This is a genomic window from Ekhidna lutea (assembly GCF_900188325.1).
Lineage (GTDB): Bacteria > Bacteroidota > Bacteroidia > Cytophagales > Cyclobacteriaceae > Ekhidna > Ekhidna lutea.
In genome coordinates this window covers 380862-397818 of record NZ_FZPD01000003.1, presented here as the reverse complement: position 1 = coordinate 397818, position 16957 = coordinate 380862, and the positions used below count along the sequence as shown (strand labels likewise).

Below are 16957 nucleotides of genomic sequence, written 5' to 3'. Positions count from 1 at the left end.
CAGCTCTTAATGTTAGATTAAGTTAATGCATTTATGAATAGCATTAACCAGTTGCTCTGCATTTTTCAATGGTTTTTGGATAAACGCCACGTATTCCACATCATAATTATCCATGACTTCTTCAGGGTGACTTGAAATCACTATAGTGAGTGGCTTGTGCTCACTTATTTCCAATACCTCGGGTCCTTCCAATCCTGAAATATTGATATCCAGTAACAACACCTCCGGCTTATCCATGTCAATCCGTTTTGCAGCGTCCACAGTATTATCTGAAATGCCTATCAATTTCATCTCTGGAACCTTCGCCATAATTACCTTCAGGATTTCAACGAATGCAGGGTCATCCTCTATGATTAGGTATTGGTACTCTTTGCTCAATGCTTTTTCGTTTTCTAGTAGGTTACGTTTTTAAGTGAAGATAAAAATAGAACTTTTTAATTGATACCAAAACCAACATCACCAGAAAACAAGTTATAGTCAAATCTTTTATCTTAATAGATATTTTAACGACTATGAAGCAATCGCTTGCCCTACGATTTGATAGAATCATAAAAGAAAACCTTCCCAAAAGAAAAGAAATGATTTCTGTTTTAAGCGATTCAGCCTTGGGAGCTGATTTGTTTGCCAGAAAAGGGATGGGTGTCAAATCAATTTTACAACAAACCGGTCGACTAACTGATTTTAAGGGTATTTATGGCTTTATTGAGAATGATAAAATCGTCTTTATAGATGAATCTTCATACGTAATCAGGAGGGTCTTGCGTCAATACAAAGGAAACAGCAAGTATCAACAAAAGCTTGCTCATACCATGGTGAATCTACATCAGGATAAACAGCCTTTCTATACTGTTTCAGATTCATTAAAAGCAATGAGAAAGATGAAGATAATTTTTATGGATGTGCCAGACGATCTGGAAAGGCAGTTAACAACGCTTTATCTGCAATGTCAATATGAGTGCATTTATAACAGGTTTGAATAATTAATTTGAAAATTTTTCTATGATTTTTTTTAGAGGGCCTTTTTCCGGCTCTCGTTGGACTTCTGTTATTCTTTCACCTATCAAAGCCGCCACAGGCTCCAATTCTTCGTAATGGCTGCACACAACCTTCAACATTGCCACCATTGGCAAGAAGAGGATCATTCCAGCTACACCCCAAATAACACTCCCGGCTATCAATGAAAATATGGAGAACAAAGCATTGATTTGCATGTTTCCTCCGACAATTCGTGGATTCAGGAAGTTTCCTTCTATAAATTGAATAAACCAAAAAATAGCTATCACTCCAACAGGGTACCAATAACTATCATAGGTAACGAATGCATACAGTGTTGGAATAAGCCCTCCGAGAGTGGTTCCTACATAAGGGATTATCGCCATGACAGCAGCTAAAAAACCAAAGAAAAAAGCATAATCTAGTCCGAGAAGCAGTAATCCTGTTGTATTAAGGACACCCAAAATTAGAATTAGCAACATCATTCCGGTAAAATATTGCTGCCCCACTTTTTGGACCTGTCGAAGCATGTTCAAAAAGTACTTCTTATTTTTTCTGGGGCTAAATCTTGAAATAGCCTCTGTGAGGTGCTCACTATAAAAAAGAATAAGAAAGGAGTAAATAACTGATAAAACCACAAATGACAAGAAGGAACTTGTAACGTTGACTGTATCGGAAATGATCAGGAAACTACTGTCTGAAAATACGCTCGTCAGTTTTTCTAAGATGGTCTGCGATTCGATATCAGGAATGATTTGGACCTTGTCATTAAGGAAGGCAACTGATTTTTCAAGCGTTGAATTTAGTTTATCTAAAAAGTTTGAATACTGGCTGGCCATATCTATGATTTGCGCTGAAAAAAGCACCAATATTCCTATTAAGACTATAAAAACACTACCCAATGCAAGAATTATCCCTACCACTTTCTTAACACCCCTAGTCGTAAGCCATTTCACGACAGGATATAAGATGAAGGCAAACAACATGGCGAAGCATAATGGGACTAAAAGAACTTTTCCAAAATAAAGAATTGCTGTAATGCCAATGATGGATGCAACACCATAAAAAAACTTGCTGAAAGAAATGTTCATATAGGGTGATTTTGAAAGCTAAAGTTAATGATGTATGAACTATTTGCTATTCAGAGATTGAAACAAAAAATCCTCCTCTTTTTGGGGAAGGTTTCAGTACCTAAGGTCCGACGATTCAGTCGAACAGAGACTCTTTTGAGGAACATAAAAAAATCCTCCCCAGAAAACTGAGAAGGATTCGTACCTGAGGCCGGAATCGAACCGGCACTCCTTGCGGAACACGAGTTTGAGTCGTGCGCGTCTACCAGTTCCGCCACTCAGGCATTTCTTTAGGCCTTATGAGGCTAGAGGAATTAGAAGACCATAAGCAGTAGCGCACGTCGTGCGCGCCTGCCTGCCGGCAAAGGCAGGTCTACCAGTTCCGCCACTCAGGCATTTTTTCTTTTTTGCCAAACTGAGTTTAAAACCCAGCCGTGTGATTTGGTAAACGGTGGGCAAAAGTATTTAAACAATGATAAGATTGCAATAAGTGACCGCTCTTTAATATTACCCTCCGAGCATCACAAAAGCTCCCCAGTAAATCGGATTTTTATACTTCTTTTTGATCTTTTTCTGTGCATTCAAAAATGCTTCTCGCTTATTGCCATTTTTAAGGTAATCTTTATAAAAAATCGTCATCAAATCCTTGGTTGCTTCATCATCGACTTTCCAAAGAGACATTACTACCGACTGAGCCCCTCCAACAAAAAATGCACGCTGGAGTCCATAGATTCCTTCACCAGAAGAAATCTCACCAAGTCCTGTTTCACATGCTGACAAAACAACCATTTGCAGATCGTTCAGTCCCAGGTTCATGATTTCATAGGCTGTCAAAATACCGTCCTCTCCCGATTCATTTTCATTAAAATCACTCACTCCGGCCAGAAGCAAACCTGAACTCAACATTGGGTCTGATCCGGCTCCCGCATCATCTTCCATAAAAAAGCCATGAGTTGCGATATGTACAAGCCCTCTGTTTAGCTGTGATTTCACAACTGACTCCTTCGCATCATCTTTGAGCAAAACCTGACATTCAACATCAGACTTGTCGATCAATGATTGGATTTCTTTTATCTCCTCTTCCGTGCCGGGCAGATCTGAAACATCACTTAGCATAGCAAAGCTTCTGGTGGTGCCAATGGATGCCACGTCATTACCTGCTAACTTATATGATGGCCTTCCCACCAATAGTGCTTTATCTACCCCTTCAAACTGCTCACCACCCACGTTTAGATTTAGGAAATCTTTGGTTGAACTAAGTTGAAAAACCTCCAACTCGTCAATTAAGTAGTTTTTAGAAGCTGGATCATACAGGGTATTAAGGCTGATTTTATGATAAATGCCGTCGGGCGCATAGAAAATTTTAGTTATGCCATTACCCAATAGGTATTCATGAATATCTCGCCAATACAAGTCGAAGGACTTGGGATCATCCACTTTAAACTTAATTGCATTCTTGTATACTGTAAACCCATTGCTTTCAAAATCTTTTCCTTTTCCGAGCACAATTAACTTGGGGTGAGATTGGTTTGCTGTTCCTATTAGCGCGGTGTAGATCCCCTCCTCATTTATTTCAGTTCGTATGATTTCTACGGTTGCCTCGCCAGATTTCAGCTTAGCAGTGATTTGATCATAAGTAGGTGATTTATCCCCAAAGGACCCATCGAACTCGGCGGATCTGCGAGACAGCTCTTTTTCCAGGTCATTGGTTTTTTGAAGAAGGCTATCCAGCCTCGTCTTACTTTTCTGTTTCAGATCGCTCTTCAATGACTGTAAATCAGCAATCTGCTTCCGCGCTACTGTCCATTCCGAAAAAAGATCGATCAACTCTTTATCCCCGCTATTAAAAATCTGCTCCCTGACCTTTTTAGTTGAATTGAGCAGCATTCCTTTGGTACTCAGTTCAAGGTTGTACCAATCCTCAATCACATTTGGCTTGATGCTGCCCTCCTCAATGGTAGATCGTGCCACCACATACCCTTTGAAGTTGTTGAGTAGTTTTTGCTTTTCTTCCACAAATGTCTTTTTCTCTGACTCGGACAGGTAGGTAAAAGATTCATTGATTTCTTTAACCTGTGACTGTGCTAATGAAAGCAGCAAAGGCTCTGCTAAATCGTATTGTTCAGTTTTAGTATAGAGGTTGGCAAGATTATTTACGGTCCTGATATAACCGGGATGTGCTTCTGAATAATATTTTAGGTAAAGCGATTTTGCAATAAGCATCGATTCCAGCGCTTCATCCATACGATCCATCAGGTTATATAAAAGACCAATACTGGACATTGCAGAAAGATATTGCGGGTGATCTTCCGGCACTGTGTATTTGAAAATTTTTATGGCTTGCTCAAAATCGGCTAGAGCCAACTTATACGATTCATTTTTTTGATAATAAACCGCTCTGTTGCTTAAAAGATTAGCATACCCCGGATGATCCTTACCAGAAGAGGTCTCCTGCCAATTGATGGCCTGGTTGAGCAGCACTAAAATTGAATCATTTTTGGGTTGTGTCCTCGTTAGAATATTGGCCAAATTCGTTGCTAACGCCACTCTTAATCCTGATTCTTCTTCATATGAAATATGAAGTGCCTTACGGTAATTTTTTTCGGCCTTTCGATAGTTTGCCAAGGCCTCATAAAGTGCGCCTAAACTATTTAGAACCGAAGCATATTCGGAAGAAGAGGTAAGCCCTTCTTTAACAAGGATATTCTGTGCTTTAGACAGGTACTTATCTGCATCTTTAAAATTTTGTAAAAGGTATCGCTGGTTGCCTAATGACTGATAGGCTACCGCTAACTTTTCAGCATTTGTTCCCGGGTTCGCTTCAAGATCATCTATGTATTCACTAAAAACCTCATCTGCCCGTTCAAACCTCCCCATCTCTGTGTGAATCTTCCCAAGCTCCAGGACGGTTTTTGTATAGCTGGCACTATCTGTCATGCTTCTTGAACGATGTGTGATGAGTGATTTGCTAAGCGTATTTAGCTGCTTATACTTTTCACCGGTCGCATTATAGAGATCAGACTGCTCTAATAAGACAGAAATATACTTTGGTGAATCGCTGTATAAATCCTCTGCCCTGGTATAATATTTGGAAGCATCTTCGTAGCGAAATAGTAACACAGAAAGTCGAGCACTGTTAAGTACAAACTCCTTCAGATCAAAGCCGGTTTCCGAACAAGCCGACTTATTCGAATCACACCAGGTCAATAACTCCGTGGCTGTTTCCAGGGCTTTCACATAATTTTTTTGATGCACAAACACATTATAAAAATCCTTTAAAAAGAAAGGGTATTCTGACTTGGGTGTCATATATCCCTTTAGGTCTTCATAAAACGCGGCTGCTTCTTCATACCTCTCTGATGACATGAGGAGTGCGCTGTAGTTTTCTGCTACGTGCAGATAGAATGAACTCTTGCTATCTCCTAAAAGACCTAATAACTCATTGTAGTTTTTAATTGCACCATCGATATCACCAAGTTTGCCACGTACATAAGCCAGATCGTCCAGGGACCGGGCATATAACTCATCTGGTTGTCCAATCGAATCCCGATGGATATCCACAGTGATTTGCAGTTGTTGCTTTGCCATTTCAGCAGAATCGCAATTGAGGTAATATATGCCAAGGTTTCTACTGGATGACAATGTGAGTGGGTCTGCCGCACCGTATATTTCCGTCCGAAGGTTAAGATCCTCTTTGCTTTTGCTTATGGTGTTTTCACAATCACCTAATTGATTGGCTATAAAAGCGAACTTGGAAGAAAAATATAACCTTACCGTATCCTGAGCTATCAGGGAGGTGTTTTCCAGGGACAACTGAAGGTCAATTAAGACTGAATTTGCCTCCTCGAATGCTCCTTGCTGAATTAAGCTTTCGATGCGATCAACTTCCCGATCAAAATCTACCTGTTGCTGTGCGTTTGCATAAGTAATACATAGATTTAGAAACAGCGTACTAAAAAATAGTTTCACTTTCGATTTCCCCTTCATAGTTCATTAAAGCATATACAATTTCGTCACCTGCAAAAGCATTTGCAGATAGTAATGTAAGGTACTCATTATCATTTTTGATGATTTTTGGTCTGGCGAGCTGAGATTCAAATTGATAGACAAACTCACCCGACACTTGACCTGATGCATCCAGGATTGATGCAGTAATCTTAGAGCCCTCAGCAGTTGTTTCGTGAGAAAAGAACCACATTGACTGCTCCTGACGAATCATTCCAATATATGATCCGGGTAATGTAAAGGTATTTGCAGACTCTATTTTACCACTAAAATTGACTCTCGAAAGTGTAAACCCGGCACTTCCCTCTTGTAGGATGGTGGCATTTCCTTGCAAAGAATTGACCATCACATTTCTCACGGTATCAGCCGACCGAAGTGTGACCGTAAAGTATTCTTTTCCGTTGGTCGAGTATTGTGAAACCCACGCCTTACCTGAAACACCGCTAAGCATAAAAGTGCTGTCTCCCACTATTTTAAAGTATGAAACCTTAGAGTTTTTGTATGGGGCTATTTCCCAGTTTTTTTGATAATCCTCTTCTAAAGGTGCTGCGCCAATTAACATATTCTGATCTACCTTTTGACCAAGTAGTAGCTCGAGACTATCATTAAGCACTAATTTCTTCGTAGCACAAAAGTTTTCATCAGGTAATGCTCCTGGAATTAAAAAGATACTATCAGATTCAAAACATTCGGTAAGTGAATCAACATTAAACTGTTGCATATCTATCTTCTGCATCAATCCAGAAAGCTCTTCCTTGAAAGATTGATTGTTTTCCTTTGTCTGATCTGTGGCAAATGTTTGGCTACCATTATCTCCCGGCATCATCTCATCAAAAAACCACTGAAAACTTTCCTGGCTGTGCCCGGACGATACAATGACGTCACTCAGACTATCTGCTTTTTCATATGAACTATAAAGGTTTTGATAAATTCTGGCTTTCCTTGACAAAAAATCATCGGTTGGAGGACTTTCCAGCTCATTACAGTTTCGCTCATAAGTAAGTTTATTACCGTACTCCAATTTTGAAATAAGGTATTGAAACACATCTATTAAAACCGATTCATTGTCATATTTGGTAATGAGATTAATGATCCGCTGAAATTTCATATCATCCAGCTCTGCCTGGATGCATTCATCTCCAGATATCATTCGCTCATTGGTGGCTATGAAAAAGCGATAAGCTGACTTTATTTCTTCCTGTAAGCCATCCACTTCTTCTTTCAATAGTTTTAAAAACCGCTCAGACCATTGCTTATAATCCCAGACATCAATGTTGTCAGCAAGGAAATTGGCTGGAGTAATTCCATTCATGCGGAAGTGATCAATTTTTCTTTTATTGATGTTTACCTTCCGTTTCTTTTTGTGTGGGAGTTGCTGATAAATATCTCTATAAATGTCAATGTGATACATTGAGGAATCGAAACTGGTTCCGACTGCTCTCACGGCGATTTTTAATGAATCGTCAGCTTTAAGGAACAATTGACGAAGATTGTCGGCGCTGGTATTTATCTCAATAAATCCTTCTCTCGCTTTGAGGTAGTGATAGACCGCACGATCGTAATTACTGATTAATTCCTCGTATAGTTCTGAGTATGATATTGCATCCTCATAATTCTTTTCAACCTTATTTACACCCAGAGAAGTTACTGAGTCTTTATCTTTCAAATCAGGCACGTCATACCAGTCTGGAAAGCGGGATACCTCTTTTTCATCCAGGTAGTTTTTCGCGAGACCAAAGTTTGTTTTCGTGTTGTAGATTCTTTGCCTAGATGCTACCCGATCAACAATTGGATCAAGCGTTGAGAAAGTCTCAAGCTCCAATTTACCGAGCTGGAAATACACATTCGCGAATTCAGTATTCTCTTTTTGAAACGCAATTAGCTGATCATAAAAAACACTTCTGTCAACCTCATTTTTTTCGCTCAATATTTTTTTAAATGCACCCGTTTGAGCGGAGACAGATACGATCAGACAAATAGAAAATATGATAATAAGCGACTTTTTCATTTTATTCTGATGCTAAAATTTTAAACTCTACACGCCTGTTTTTGGCCTTGTTTTCTTCTGTGTCATTGGGATACCTGGGCTGTGATTCTCCATAACCAACAGCCACCAACCGATCCTTATTGATGGCATTATCCTGTAAATATTGTAACACCGAGTTGGCGCGAAGATTGGATAGCTGCAAGTTGTATGCATCTGCTCCGACATTGTCTGTGTGGGCTGAAATCTCCACCTTGTACTGCTCATTTTCCTGCAAATAATTAACCAGCTTGCCAAGCTCATCATATGAACCAGCATTTAATTCATAGGAGTTGTATTCAAAAGTGATATTGTCAAGAACCAGCGAAATATTCTCCACAGATTGGAGCGTCGCGTTCATTTCCTTCAATTCCTGCTCTTCCGAAAGGTCTACTTCAGCAGAATAATAGCTATAACCTTCGGCAGATGTGCTGATTTCATATACCTCACCATCACGCAGTTGGAGGGTGATTTTCCCATCTTTTACTTGTCTCTTTGTTTTCTCATTGCGGGTTACATTGTAAACCGTGATCTCAAGTCCGAGGTTGTTGCCTGATTCATCAGCAAACGAAAGTGCTACATCTTTCAACTTTCTCGTCAGCTCAATATCAAAATCAAAAAAATCAAAAATCACCTCCTCATCGAAAGGCAGATTGAGTGTGTCCGGGAAGTAGTTTTCTGAATTAAATATGATATTCAATTCTTTACCTAATGATAGAACCGTCTGTTCGCCGCGTGTTATTTCTATGGTTTCAATAAAGTTAAATTCTGAATCATACAGAGAAATACCAGACTCTATAGGGAAGAAAAACTCATCATCAAAAACATTGAAAGTCACATCGACACTTGGGAATAACTCAAAATTATTTGTGATGTATTGCTCCGTTGGCTCAATCAGTTTAGACTGTGCTGAGTATTGATCTTTATATGCAAGCAGAGAAAATTGTTCGCCGACAGGTACAAACACTTGATAATTGCCTTGCTCATCACTTACTGCTTCCTGGAAAACCTTTGTTGTATACGGGTTGATAACCTGAATAGCAGCCTCTAACGGGCCTCCATTTTCATCAGTAACCCGTCCTGAAACCAGTGACATTTTGGCTGGTTGGTATAGTGAACTTAGATCACGGGATAAAACACGTGATGAAATGCGGTCTTGACCTTTCGCGTATTCACCATAGTTATAGTAAAGCGTACTGTCTCTATCCAAGGATGGTGAGACAATATCTTCATCGGCAATTATTGATAGTATCGGCTTAGGGTTATATCTGAATAACCCATCAATTCTGGCCCAGAAAACCGAGAATTGCTTTCTGGCTACCCGTTTGCCTTCGCCATCTTCAACATCTTCAAAAGACGAGTAGAAGAAGGTTTTATTATCACGTGCGTAGTATGGCGAACAGATACACCCGGTGTTGTAAGCTGGAGGCAATAATTCTGGCTCAGACCATGATCCTGCCTCAGTTAGTTCACTGTAAAAAAGCTGGCCACAAAATTCGTCTGCTTTAGCTTCCGGTGGCAATGGTCGAGTGAACAGCACTTTCTTCTCATCAGCGGATAAAGCCGGGCCAAGTTCATCTTCAGGAGAATTGATTCCAATATCAAGTGATGTTGGTTTGGACCAAATTCCATTTTGGAGCTCAGAATAGAAAATGTCAAAGTCAGGTTTTTCGCTGGTACGAGCAGCAAAATACAATTTGGTGTTATCAAAACTTAGATGTGGATCTCTGATTTCAAAGCCAGCGATCACATCATTTTCAAATATTTTTTCCGGCTCTCCCCACATAGCTGAATCAGCATTGTAGGTTGACATATACGGCCAGAAGCTCCCGTAATAATTTGCCAGAAACACCATCTTGGTGCCATCAAAGCTGACCTTTGCATTCTTCACTACAGCTCCTGTATTGACATTATTTAGATCCTGGCTTAATGTGGTGTTAAAACCAAACAATATCAAAAGGAAGACAATAGGTAACCTTATTGTTTTATAAAAGGTAGGCATGGATTAGCGTTAGGTTTATTGCAGAAAGGTAAAAAAACAACCTGCCTTTTGCACTACCTAATAAGGGGTATTTTTGGCTACTCTACAAGTGATTAAATAAAAAAGCCCCGCAACCGGGGCTTTCAAAAATTTCAATCTTTGCTATTTGACAGGGTAGTAAACATTTGTCATCCACTTCGATGTGTCTGGTTCGCTCATGGGATCGGTTATATATTCTTCCCATGGCTGACCATTTCGATCATAACCGTAATATGAAATATATGCATTCAGATCCTCGTGTGCATCTCCGATATTATCATAATTACCTAAATATACCGTCTTTAATGCAGCACCCTCATAGGTCATTCCGCCAACAAGATCATCCCCAGGACTAGCCCCTTCTCCAACAGGAACAGCGCAGATCATTTCTGCTGACTGCTCATCATAATTTATGTTGATTGAGATGGGTGCCCCTTGCATTTCAATGTTGTTCGCATTCAAATATTCAAATACTTTTTCATAGGTCTCACCCATTACCTCACCAATCATTTGCGGGTCACTTGAAGAGGTTACCTGAGAGCCGATATATGGCATTGCCTCAGTTTCAACCTGATCTATTTGATAGGTAAACTCAGGACGACTTTCTATCCTGCTTTTTAATTTCTCTAATGTTCTTTCATACATTGGTCCAAGCATACCATCGATTCCGTAGGCAAATAATTTACCAATGCCGGAGATATTAGTTTCATCATACGTGTAGGTAACAACCGTCTTGCCATCTTCTTCATTTAAAATCCATGAAGCGGTCGGTTCTCCCGGGTAACCTTCGAATTTCATTTTGGATTTAACCATCATATTCTCGTCTGATTCAATGATTTCAATACTCCCTTTTCCCAGATCAGAATTATCACTATCCCAACGATAGCTCGCTCCAACACCCGTTGCAGGTCCTTCAATGATTACTTTTGCTGTGGTGTCCACTTCTGACCAGGCAGAAAACTGATCAAAAGTCCGAAATCCATTCACTTCTTTAAAAACGGTTTCGACAGGAGCATCAATGGTAACAGAACGCTCCACATGTGATTCTGTTGGACCAAAAACTGTAGCCACAATACCAATAATTACAATCACCAAAATGATGATTCCTATAATTTTGAGAACTTTCATAATTAGAGTTGATTTTTGTGAATCTTAAAGTTAAGTGGATTGGAAGAAATAAATAAATACGCAGGGTTTTGGAAAAGATTGATGGCTCACAATATAGATCTACTCCCAATCTTATTTCTTTTTTACTTAATGTCATTTATCATTCCTCGATCTGATTATGACCTGATGATACTAGGCAGTATTTATCTCATCTATCACATTGCCTTTGAAGCCTCCTCATGGCATGCTACTCCCGGTAAAAAATGGACTAAAATCAAGGTTAGTAGTGATTCGGATCGAAAAGTAACGACTTATCAGGCCATCGTTAGAAATCTCACCAAGATACTATCCTTGCTACTGTTTTTTGCTGGATTTATTCTTATTGCGTTCAACACAAAAAGAAAAGCGCTACATGACTATATTGGTGGTACGTTGGTATTATTTGATGAAGATTGACTTAATTTCGCTAAGTGAAAGGTCTACCTTCCAATTATCATTTATATTTCAGGTTAAATTTTAACTGGTCTAAGCATTATGAGTAACGAGAATACCCCAATAAAACGGTTTGAAAGCTTTTTCGAGGGTTTTATTTTCTGGAGTCGCTGGGTACAAGCTCCACTTTATACAGGGCTAATCATCGCATCATTTTTCTATCTCTATAAGTTTTTTCAAGAGCTTATGTATATGGTGAAATACACCACTATTTGGAATGAAACCAAGATGATGCTTAGCATTTTAGGTCTTGTGGATATCTCCATGGTGATGAACCTTGTAGTAATGGTTACAATAGGTGGTTATTCAATCTTCACCAGCCGAATTGATGTAGACATGCATGATGATAAACCGCTTTGGCTTGAAGGTCTGGATGCTGGTCAGTTAAAAATTAAACTTGCAACCTCACTCGCCTCTATTTCAGGGGTATACTTACTGAAAACTTTCATTGACTACAGAAACGAGGTGCAAAAGACAAGTCCGGAGGGTATTGTCATTGAGATTGTAATACACATGGTATTCATCGTTTCTGCATTATTGCTGTCACAAACTGAGAAAATTACCCATAGCTATCATGCTTCACATGCGCCAAATGCAAGTGAACACAATGATGACGAATCAGGTCATTAGTATTTAAGAAATTGAAAAGATTCTAAAAGCCGGATTGAATCCGGCTTTTTTGTTTTGATTTGAGTAGGTGGGTTATACTCAAAAAGTTATTTTTGCCGTCCTCAGATTAATTTTTTCATTGCTTTAAAGAAGCAGTGTAACGATTCAAAATTGCCCAGGTGCTGAAACTGGTAGACAGGCATGGTTGAGGGCCATGTGTTCGTATGGACGTGCGGGTTCGACTCCCGCTCTGGGCACTACCGTGCTTTATTCTATAAGATACCTGATATCCTCCATCATTCTTCTCATCTCGAGCTTTAAAGTGCCATTGTAAATACCCCTGATTCTTCTTTTTTGATCGATCAATACGATATTTTCTGTGTGTAGAAAGTCATCCAAATCTGTGACCCCTTTACCAAACCCTTCATCTGCAAAGTATGCAAGGCGACCCATTTTGTAAATCTCTTCTTGCTCACCGGTGACTAAATGCCATTGCTGCGAGTTGATTTCATTTTGCTGAGCATACTCCTTCAGCCTTGCTACACTATCTGCCCAAGGCATTACCGTATGAGAGAGTATTTTCACTTGACTATTATCTTTAAACTCATCCTGAACCATTGACAAGTTTGCCTCCATTTTTGGACAAACTGTCGGGCACATGGTGAAGAAAAAATTAGCAACATAGACTTTCCCATCAAAAGTCTTATTTGTAATAATCTCACCTTCCTGGTTTACAAACTCAAAATCCGAGATTGTATGAATCTTGTCATATCTTGAGTCATTTTCTTCGATCCATTCAGCAGTGAAGGTTTCTTCATTATAAAAAGGAAGGTCGATCTCCTTTCCATTTTTCGATTTGCAACTGAGTAAAAGAACCGCAATCAGCATATATAACATATTTCTCATTGCTCTTCTCCTTTATATGGGTCAACAGATTGAGTGACCCCATCAAGTTTTGTACATCTTTTGATCCCCATCAAGCCATATCTCCTTCCATTCTCTCGTACGATATAATTGGACCGTACCTTGCCGTCAGGTCTCCAGGCCTGTTGCCTTCCAAATTCTTTTCCATTTACATAATTCATATCGGTAGCGGGTTGTCGATTATCGTACCACTCTTTATGGTTTCCCTCGCTAAAACCATCAACAAAATGATACTCAAAAGCCTTAGTCCCATTTTTATGAAATCCAACATGCTTGCCATGCTTTTCACCATTCAGGTATGGTCGTATGTATCGTATGCTTCCATTTTCATAATAAGAAGTCATCACCCCATTTTGCTTCCCATCATAAAATCCAATCTTTAATGAGAGAGAGTCATTGGGATATCTTTCAACCAAATAACCTGAAAAAGGTAGGTCATGATAGAATACATCACCATTTTGTTTTTTGGTAATATCCGGGTTAGTAGCAAGAATGTTAATTTTCGGAATATCATATGCTATCTCTTCAACGAGAGGATTGATCTCTTCTTTTGAATGGATGCAACCAACCATCATCCAAACTAAAAGTCCTATAGTTCCTACTTGCTTCATAGAAAAATGGGGTCGACCTAATGGATCAACCCCACAATTGTTTTGTTACTGTGTGATCGTTCCTGCTACACCGAAAAATCCATCACCATTAATCCATGGCAGGTCTTCAGTAATGTGATAGTGGTATATTCCGTCAGGAAAATCTGCTGTTGCTGATGTATGACCGTGATAATCATCTAAATCATCATTGGTGATGGTTTTTCCATTTTCCATCGGCCCATAAACAGGAAATCCGTCTAATAGAAATCCTAAAAAGGCATCTGATCCTTTATTTTCTGTGAGCCAGATAGGTTCAATATGATAGTGGTAGGCATCACCAGCTGGATGACCTTCAAATTGATCAAATGTATTTAGCTCTTCTAAAATATCATCACCCGGTGCGGCTTCTTGATTAAAGAAAACCACACTGTTGATGGAGACACCCATTGGTCCCATTGGAGTTGACTCTTTATTCGTTGCTTCTGATGGATATCTAGGGATTTTGAACACATAGTTTTGAGCACCTATTTCTCCTGGGTTTTTCTTGAAATCGGGATTATTCGGCTCATCATATGCTTCGTACAATGGATCATTCATTGGATAATACATGCTTTTATGATCCGGCAAGTTTGATGAAGTGATCGTAACCCAAGTGTCATCAAAAGCGACGCTTACAGCCTCAGTATTATAAAATTTTGCAGCTAAAGTGCTGATGTCGATCTGATCTACTTCTGACTCATCGTCATCTATCTCATCACCTTCTACATCATCCATTGCAGGTACGGAATCATCATCTCCGCAGGCCATTAACATTAAGATGCTGAAAGCATAGACAACCAGCTTGAAATTCAATTTTTTCATTTTAAAAATCTTTGGTTCTCTTTATTGACGGCAAGATGTGAGAAAACCCGCCATAGAAAAGTCATTATTTTTCCTTTTGCCAAAGCACATCTGCAAACCAATTGTCGGAATCAAGGAAAGATTGTACAGGACAGAAACCGGATGCTTTTGCCAGCTGTTCCAATTGTTTTCGATCATATTTTTTTGAGATCTCCATGAAGATGGCCTCCCATGCCCTTAAAACAACTGACTCCTCTTCAAATGTGATTTCCTGTTCTGATTTACTTATGAGGTAACTTCTGCACTCTCCTGTATGTGGGTTGTAATATGGGTAATGAAGAAACTGATCCCGATCAAAGTTAGCACCCATTTCTGTGTTGATTCTGTCCAATAGGTTTAAGTTGAACTCACGGGTCACACCTTGAGAATCATTGTAAGCGTTCAGAATAATTGCCGGATCTTTTTTTAGATCCACACCCATAAAGAGTAGGTCCCCTGCTTTTAGAAACTTCTGCAGGTCAGAAAGAAACTTCTCCGCTTCTTCACGGCTAAAGTTTCCAACATTAGAGCCTAGGAAAAAAACGATATCCTTTTCTGGCCGCTCTGATATTCCTTTCAAAGCATCGAAGTAATCACCTTCATAGGTTTCTATCTTTAGGCCTGGTATTTCAGCTGTCAGGTTTTGCTCTAAAATCTCTAGCACATTGCCAGAAATATCCACCGGGGTGTAAATAAAATCAACTCCCTGAGAAAGAAAATATTTAAGTAAAACCTTAGTCTTCAAACCATCGCCAGCCCCCAATTCGATAATTCGTAATGGCTCATTGTCACCATTTATAGCTTCTAAAATTGCTGCTTTATGTGTTTCGAAAATCTCAAGTTCTTTCCTGGTGAGGTAGTATTCATCCAGGTGCATAATTTGCTGAAAAAGACTATCGCCCTTTGCATCATAAAAATACTTGGATGGAAGGTGCTTGTTTTCAGACATTAGTCCTTCCATTACATCCTCTGCGAAGGGAGTGAGCGTTGATATTTCCTTGGTCATTTGTTTTTATATGTACTTAGCCAGCCGGATGCCAGAAAACATCCAACGCAGATGCGGGTGAAAAAAATTACGATATGTTGCACGAATATGATTTCTTGGCGTGCCAAAAGAACCGCCTCTAAGCACCATCTGGTTCACCATGAATTTACCATTGTACTCTCCTAGAGCTCCTTCAGGTGGATTATAGTACGGGTAGGATACGTATGGGCTGGATGTCCACTCCCACAGATTACCAAAAAAATCAAAGTCTGAAGTCTGAATTGCTTTAAAATGTTTGTTTTCAACAAAGTTGGCGTCTGCAAGAACATTTGGTGAATACATCTTGCATGCTACTTCCCATTCTTGCTCGGTAGGGAGTCTACATCCTCTCCAGCGAGCAAATGCATCTGCCTCATAAAACGAAATGTGGCAAACAGGGTCTTCTTCTTTTATTTGCTCATACCCGTGAAGGGTGTAGTGTCCCCACTCACCACCATCTTCCTGATTCCAATACCTTGGTGCTTTTACTTCATTCTCATTGACCCAATCCCACGCTTCTGACAACCAAAGCATATGATTACGATACCCACCATCTTCAATGAATTTCAAATATTCCCCATTGGTTATAAGACTGGAGCATATCTGAAATTCGTGCAAAAAGACTTTATGTCGTCCTTCCTCATTATCGAAATGGAAACCATTGCCCTCATGTCCAATTTCATAAATGCCCTCATCAATGTTCAGCCATTCCATTTCTGAATTTACCTGTTTGACTGGTTTTTCTTCTTTTCTGTAAACTGGAAAAAGTGGGTTGTCGCCCAGAATTCGCTTGATATCGTACAAAAACAACTCCTGATGCTGCTGCTCATGATTCATTCCTAAAATGAGCACTTCAGCCAATGTCTCCGCTATTTCCTGGTTTTCAAGAAATTGCTTCATGTGCTCATCCACATAGCTTCTGTATTCAAAGACTTCCTTGACCGTCGGTCGTGTCAATTGGCCTCTATTTTCCCTGGACCACCGATCTCCGGCAGAGATATAGTAGCTATTGAATAAGTAGGCATATTTTGGGTGAAAAGCCTTATAATCAAGCATATTCGGAACCAAAATAAAGTTTTCGAAAAACCAGGTTGTGTGTCCTAAATGCCACTTGAGTGGACTAACATCCATGACAGGCTGAACAACAAAATCTTCAATTTCCAGTGGATCACATAGAAATTGTGTTTGGCTTCTCACTTCGTTGTATCCCTTCAACAGGTC

Annotated in this window: 14 protein-coding genes and 2 tRNA genes; 4 read left to right on the top strand and 12 right to left on the bottom strand. The window is 39.6% G+C overall.

Annotated elements, in window-relative coordinates; genetic code table 11:
- Positions 1-12: 12 nt before the first annotated feature.
- The gene (locus CHB71_RS09470) at positions 13-378 is read right to left on the bottom strand and encodes a LytR/AlgR family response regulator transcription factor (RefSeq protein WP_089356666.1); all 366 of its coding nucleotides are present in this window, start codon (positions 376-378) and stop codon (positions 13-15) included.
- A gap of 134 nt (positions 379-512) precedes the next feature.
- On the opposite strand from CHB71_RS09470, the gene CHB71_RS09465 reads away from it, so the two are divergent.
- Positions 513-980 (top strand): hypothetical protein, encoded by a 468-nt coding sequence (locus CHB71_RS09465; protein ID WP_089356665.1) that lies wholly within the window; start codon positions 513-515, stop codon positions 978-980.
- Here CHB71_RS09465 and CHB71_RS09460 read toward each other — a convergent pair whose 3' ends face one another.
- The 6 genes from CHB71_RS09460 to CHB71_RS09435 form a co-directional block, all read right to left on the bottom strand.
- Entirely contained in the window at positions 981-2084 is a 1104-nt protein-coding gene (locus tag CHB71_RS09460; protein WP_089356664.1) for an AI-2E family transporter, read from the bottom strand. It abuts the gene before it with no gap.
- Positions 2085-2265: 181 nt separating this feature from the next.
- Positions 2266-2347 (bottom strand) — tRNA-Leu (locus tag CHB71_RS09455).
- Positions 2348-2570: 223 nt separating this feature from the next.
- Complete coding sequence (locus CHB71_RS09450) at positions 2571-6050, bottom strand: CHAT domain-containing protein (protein ID WP_089356663.1); 3480 nt, start codon at positions 6048-6050, stop codon at positions 2571-2573.
- Positions 6016-8076 carry a hypothetical protein gene (locus CHB71_RS09445; protein WP_089356662.1) on the bottom strand — a complete coding sequence of 687 codons (2061 nt, stop codon included), beginning with the start codon at positions 8074-8076 and terminating at the stop codon, positions 6016-6018. The genes CHB71_RS09450 and CHB71_RS09445 overlap by 35 nt, the downstream gene beginning before the upstream one ends.
- A 1-nt stretch (position 8077) precedes the next feature.
- Positions 8078-10093, bottom strand: coding sequence for an OmpA family protein (locus CHB71_RS09440; RefSeq protein ID WP_089356661.1), 2016 nt, complete (start codon positions 10091-10093; stop codon positions 8078-8080).
- Positions 10094-10234: 141 nt separating this feature from the next.
- Positions 10235-11239: an SRPBCC family protein gene (locus tag CHB71_RS09435; protein WP_089356660.1), complete on the bottom strand. Its 1005-nt coding sequence runs from the start codon at positions 11237-11239 to the stop codon at positions 10235-10237.
- Positions 11240-11278: 39 nt separating this feature from the next.
- Here CHB71_RS09435 and CHB71_RS09430 point away from each other — a divergent pair, with 39 nt between their 5' ends.
- The 3 genes from CHB71_RS09430 (at position 11279) to CHB71_RS09420 (ending at position 12576) form a co-directional block, all read left to right on the top strand.
- Positions 11279-11674, top strand: coding sequence for an RDD family protein (locus CHB71_RS09430; RefSeq protein ID WP_089356659.1), 396 nt, complete (start codon positions 11279-11281; stop codon positions 11672-11674).
- 78 nt (positions 11675-11752) lie between these two features.
- Complete coding sequence (locus CHB71_RS09425) at positions 11753-12340, top strand: TIGR00645 family protein (RefSeq protein WP_089356658.1); 588 nt, start codon at positions 11753-11755, stop codon at positions 12338-12340.
- Positions 12341-12492: 152 nt separating this feature from the next.
- A tRNA-Leu gene (locus CHB71_RS09420) sits at positions 12493-12576 on the top strand.
- A 10-nt stretch (positions 12577-12586) separates the two neighbouring features.
- On the opposite strand, the gene CHB71_RS09415 is transcribed toward CHB71_RS09420, so the two are convergent.
- The 5 genes from CHB71_RS09415 to egtB all read right to left on the bottom strand — a co-directional run bounded on the left by CHB71_RS09415 (position 12587) and on the right by egtB (position 16951).
- Positions 12587-13225 (bottom strand): SCO family protein, encoded by a 639-nt coding sequence (locus CHB71_RS09415; protein WP_221406699.1) that lies wholly within the window; start codon positions 13223-13225, stop codon positions 12587-12589.
- Positions 13222-13854 carry a toxin-antitoxin system YwqK family antitoxin gene (locus CHB71_RS09410; RefSeq protein WP_089356657.1) on the bottom strand — a complete coding sequence of 211 codons (633 nt, stop codon included), beginning with the start codon at positions 13852-13854 and terminating at the stop codon, positions 13222-13224. Before CHB71_RS09410 ends, CHB71_RS09415 begins: the two co-directional genes overlap by 4 nt.
- 45 nt (positions 13855-13899) lie before the next feature.
- A complete protein-coding gene (locus CHB71_RS09405; RefSeq protein WP_089356656.1) occupies positions 13900-14694 on the bottom strand; it encodes a YHYH protein in 795 nt (264 codons plus the stop codon).
- Positions 14695-14758: 64 nt separating this feature from the next.
- On the bottom strand, positions 14759-15718 hold the full coding sequence (gene egtD, locus CHB71_RS09400; RefSeq protein ID WP_089356655.1) for an L-histidine N(alpha)-methyltransferase: 960 nt from the start codon (positions 15716-15718) through the stop codon (positions 14759-14761).
- Between the two features lie 6 nt (positions 15719-15724).
- A complete protein-coding gene (gene egtB, locus CHB71_RS09395; protein ID WP_245811246.1) occupies positions 15725-16951 on the bottom strand; it encodes an ergothioneine biosynthesis protein EgtB in 1227 nt (408 codons plus the stop codon).
- Between the last annotated feature and the right edge of the window lie 6 nt (positions 16952-16957).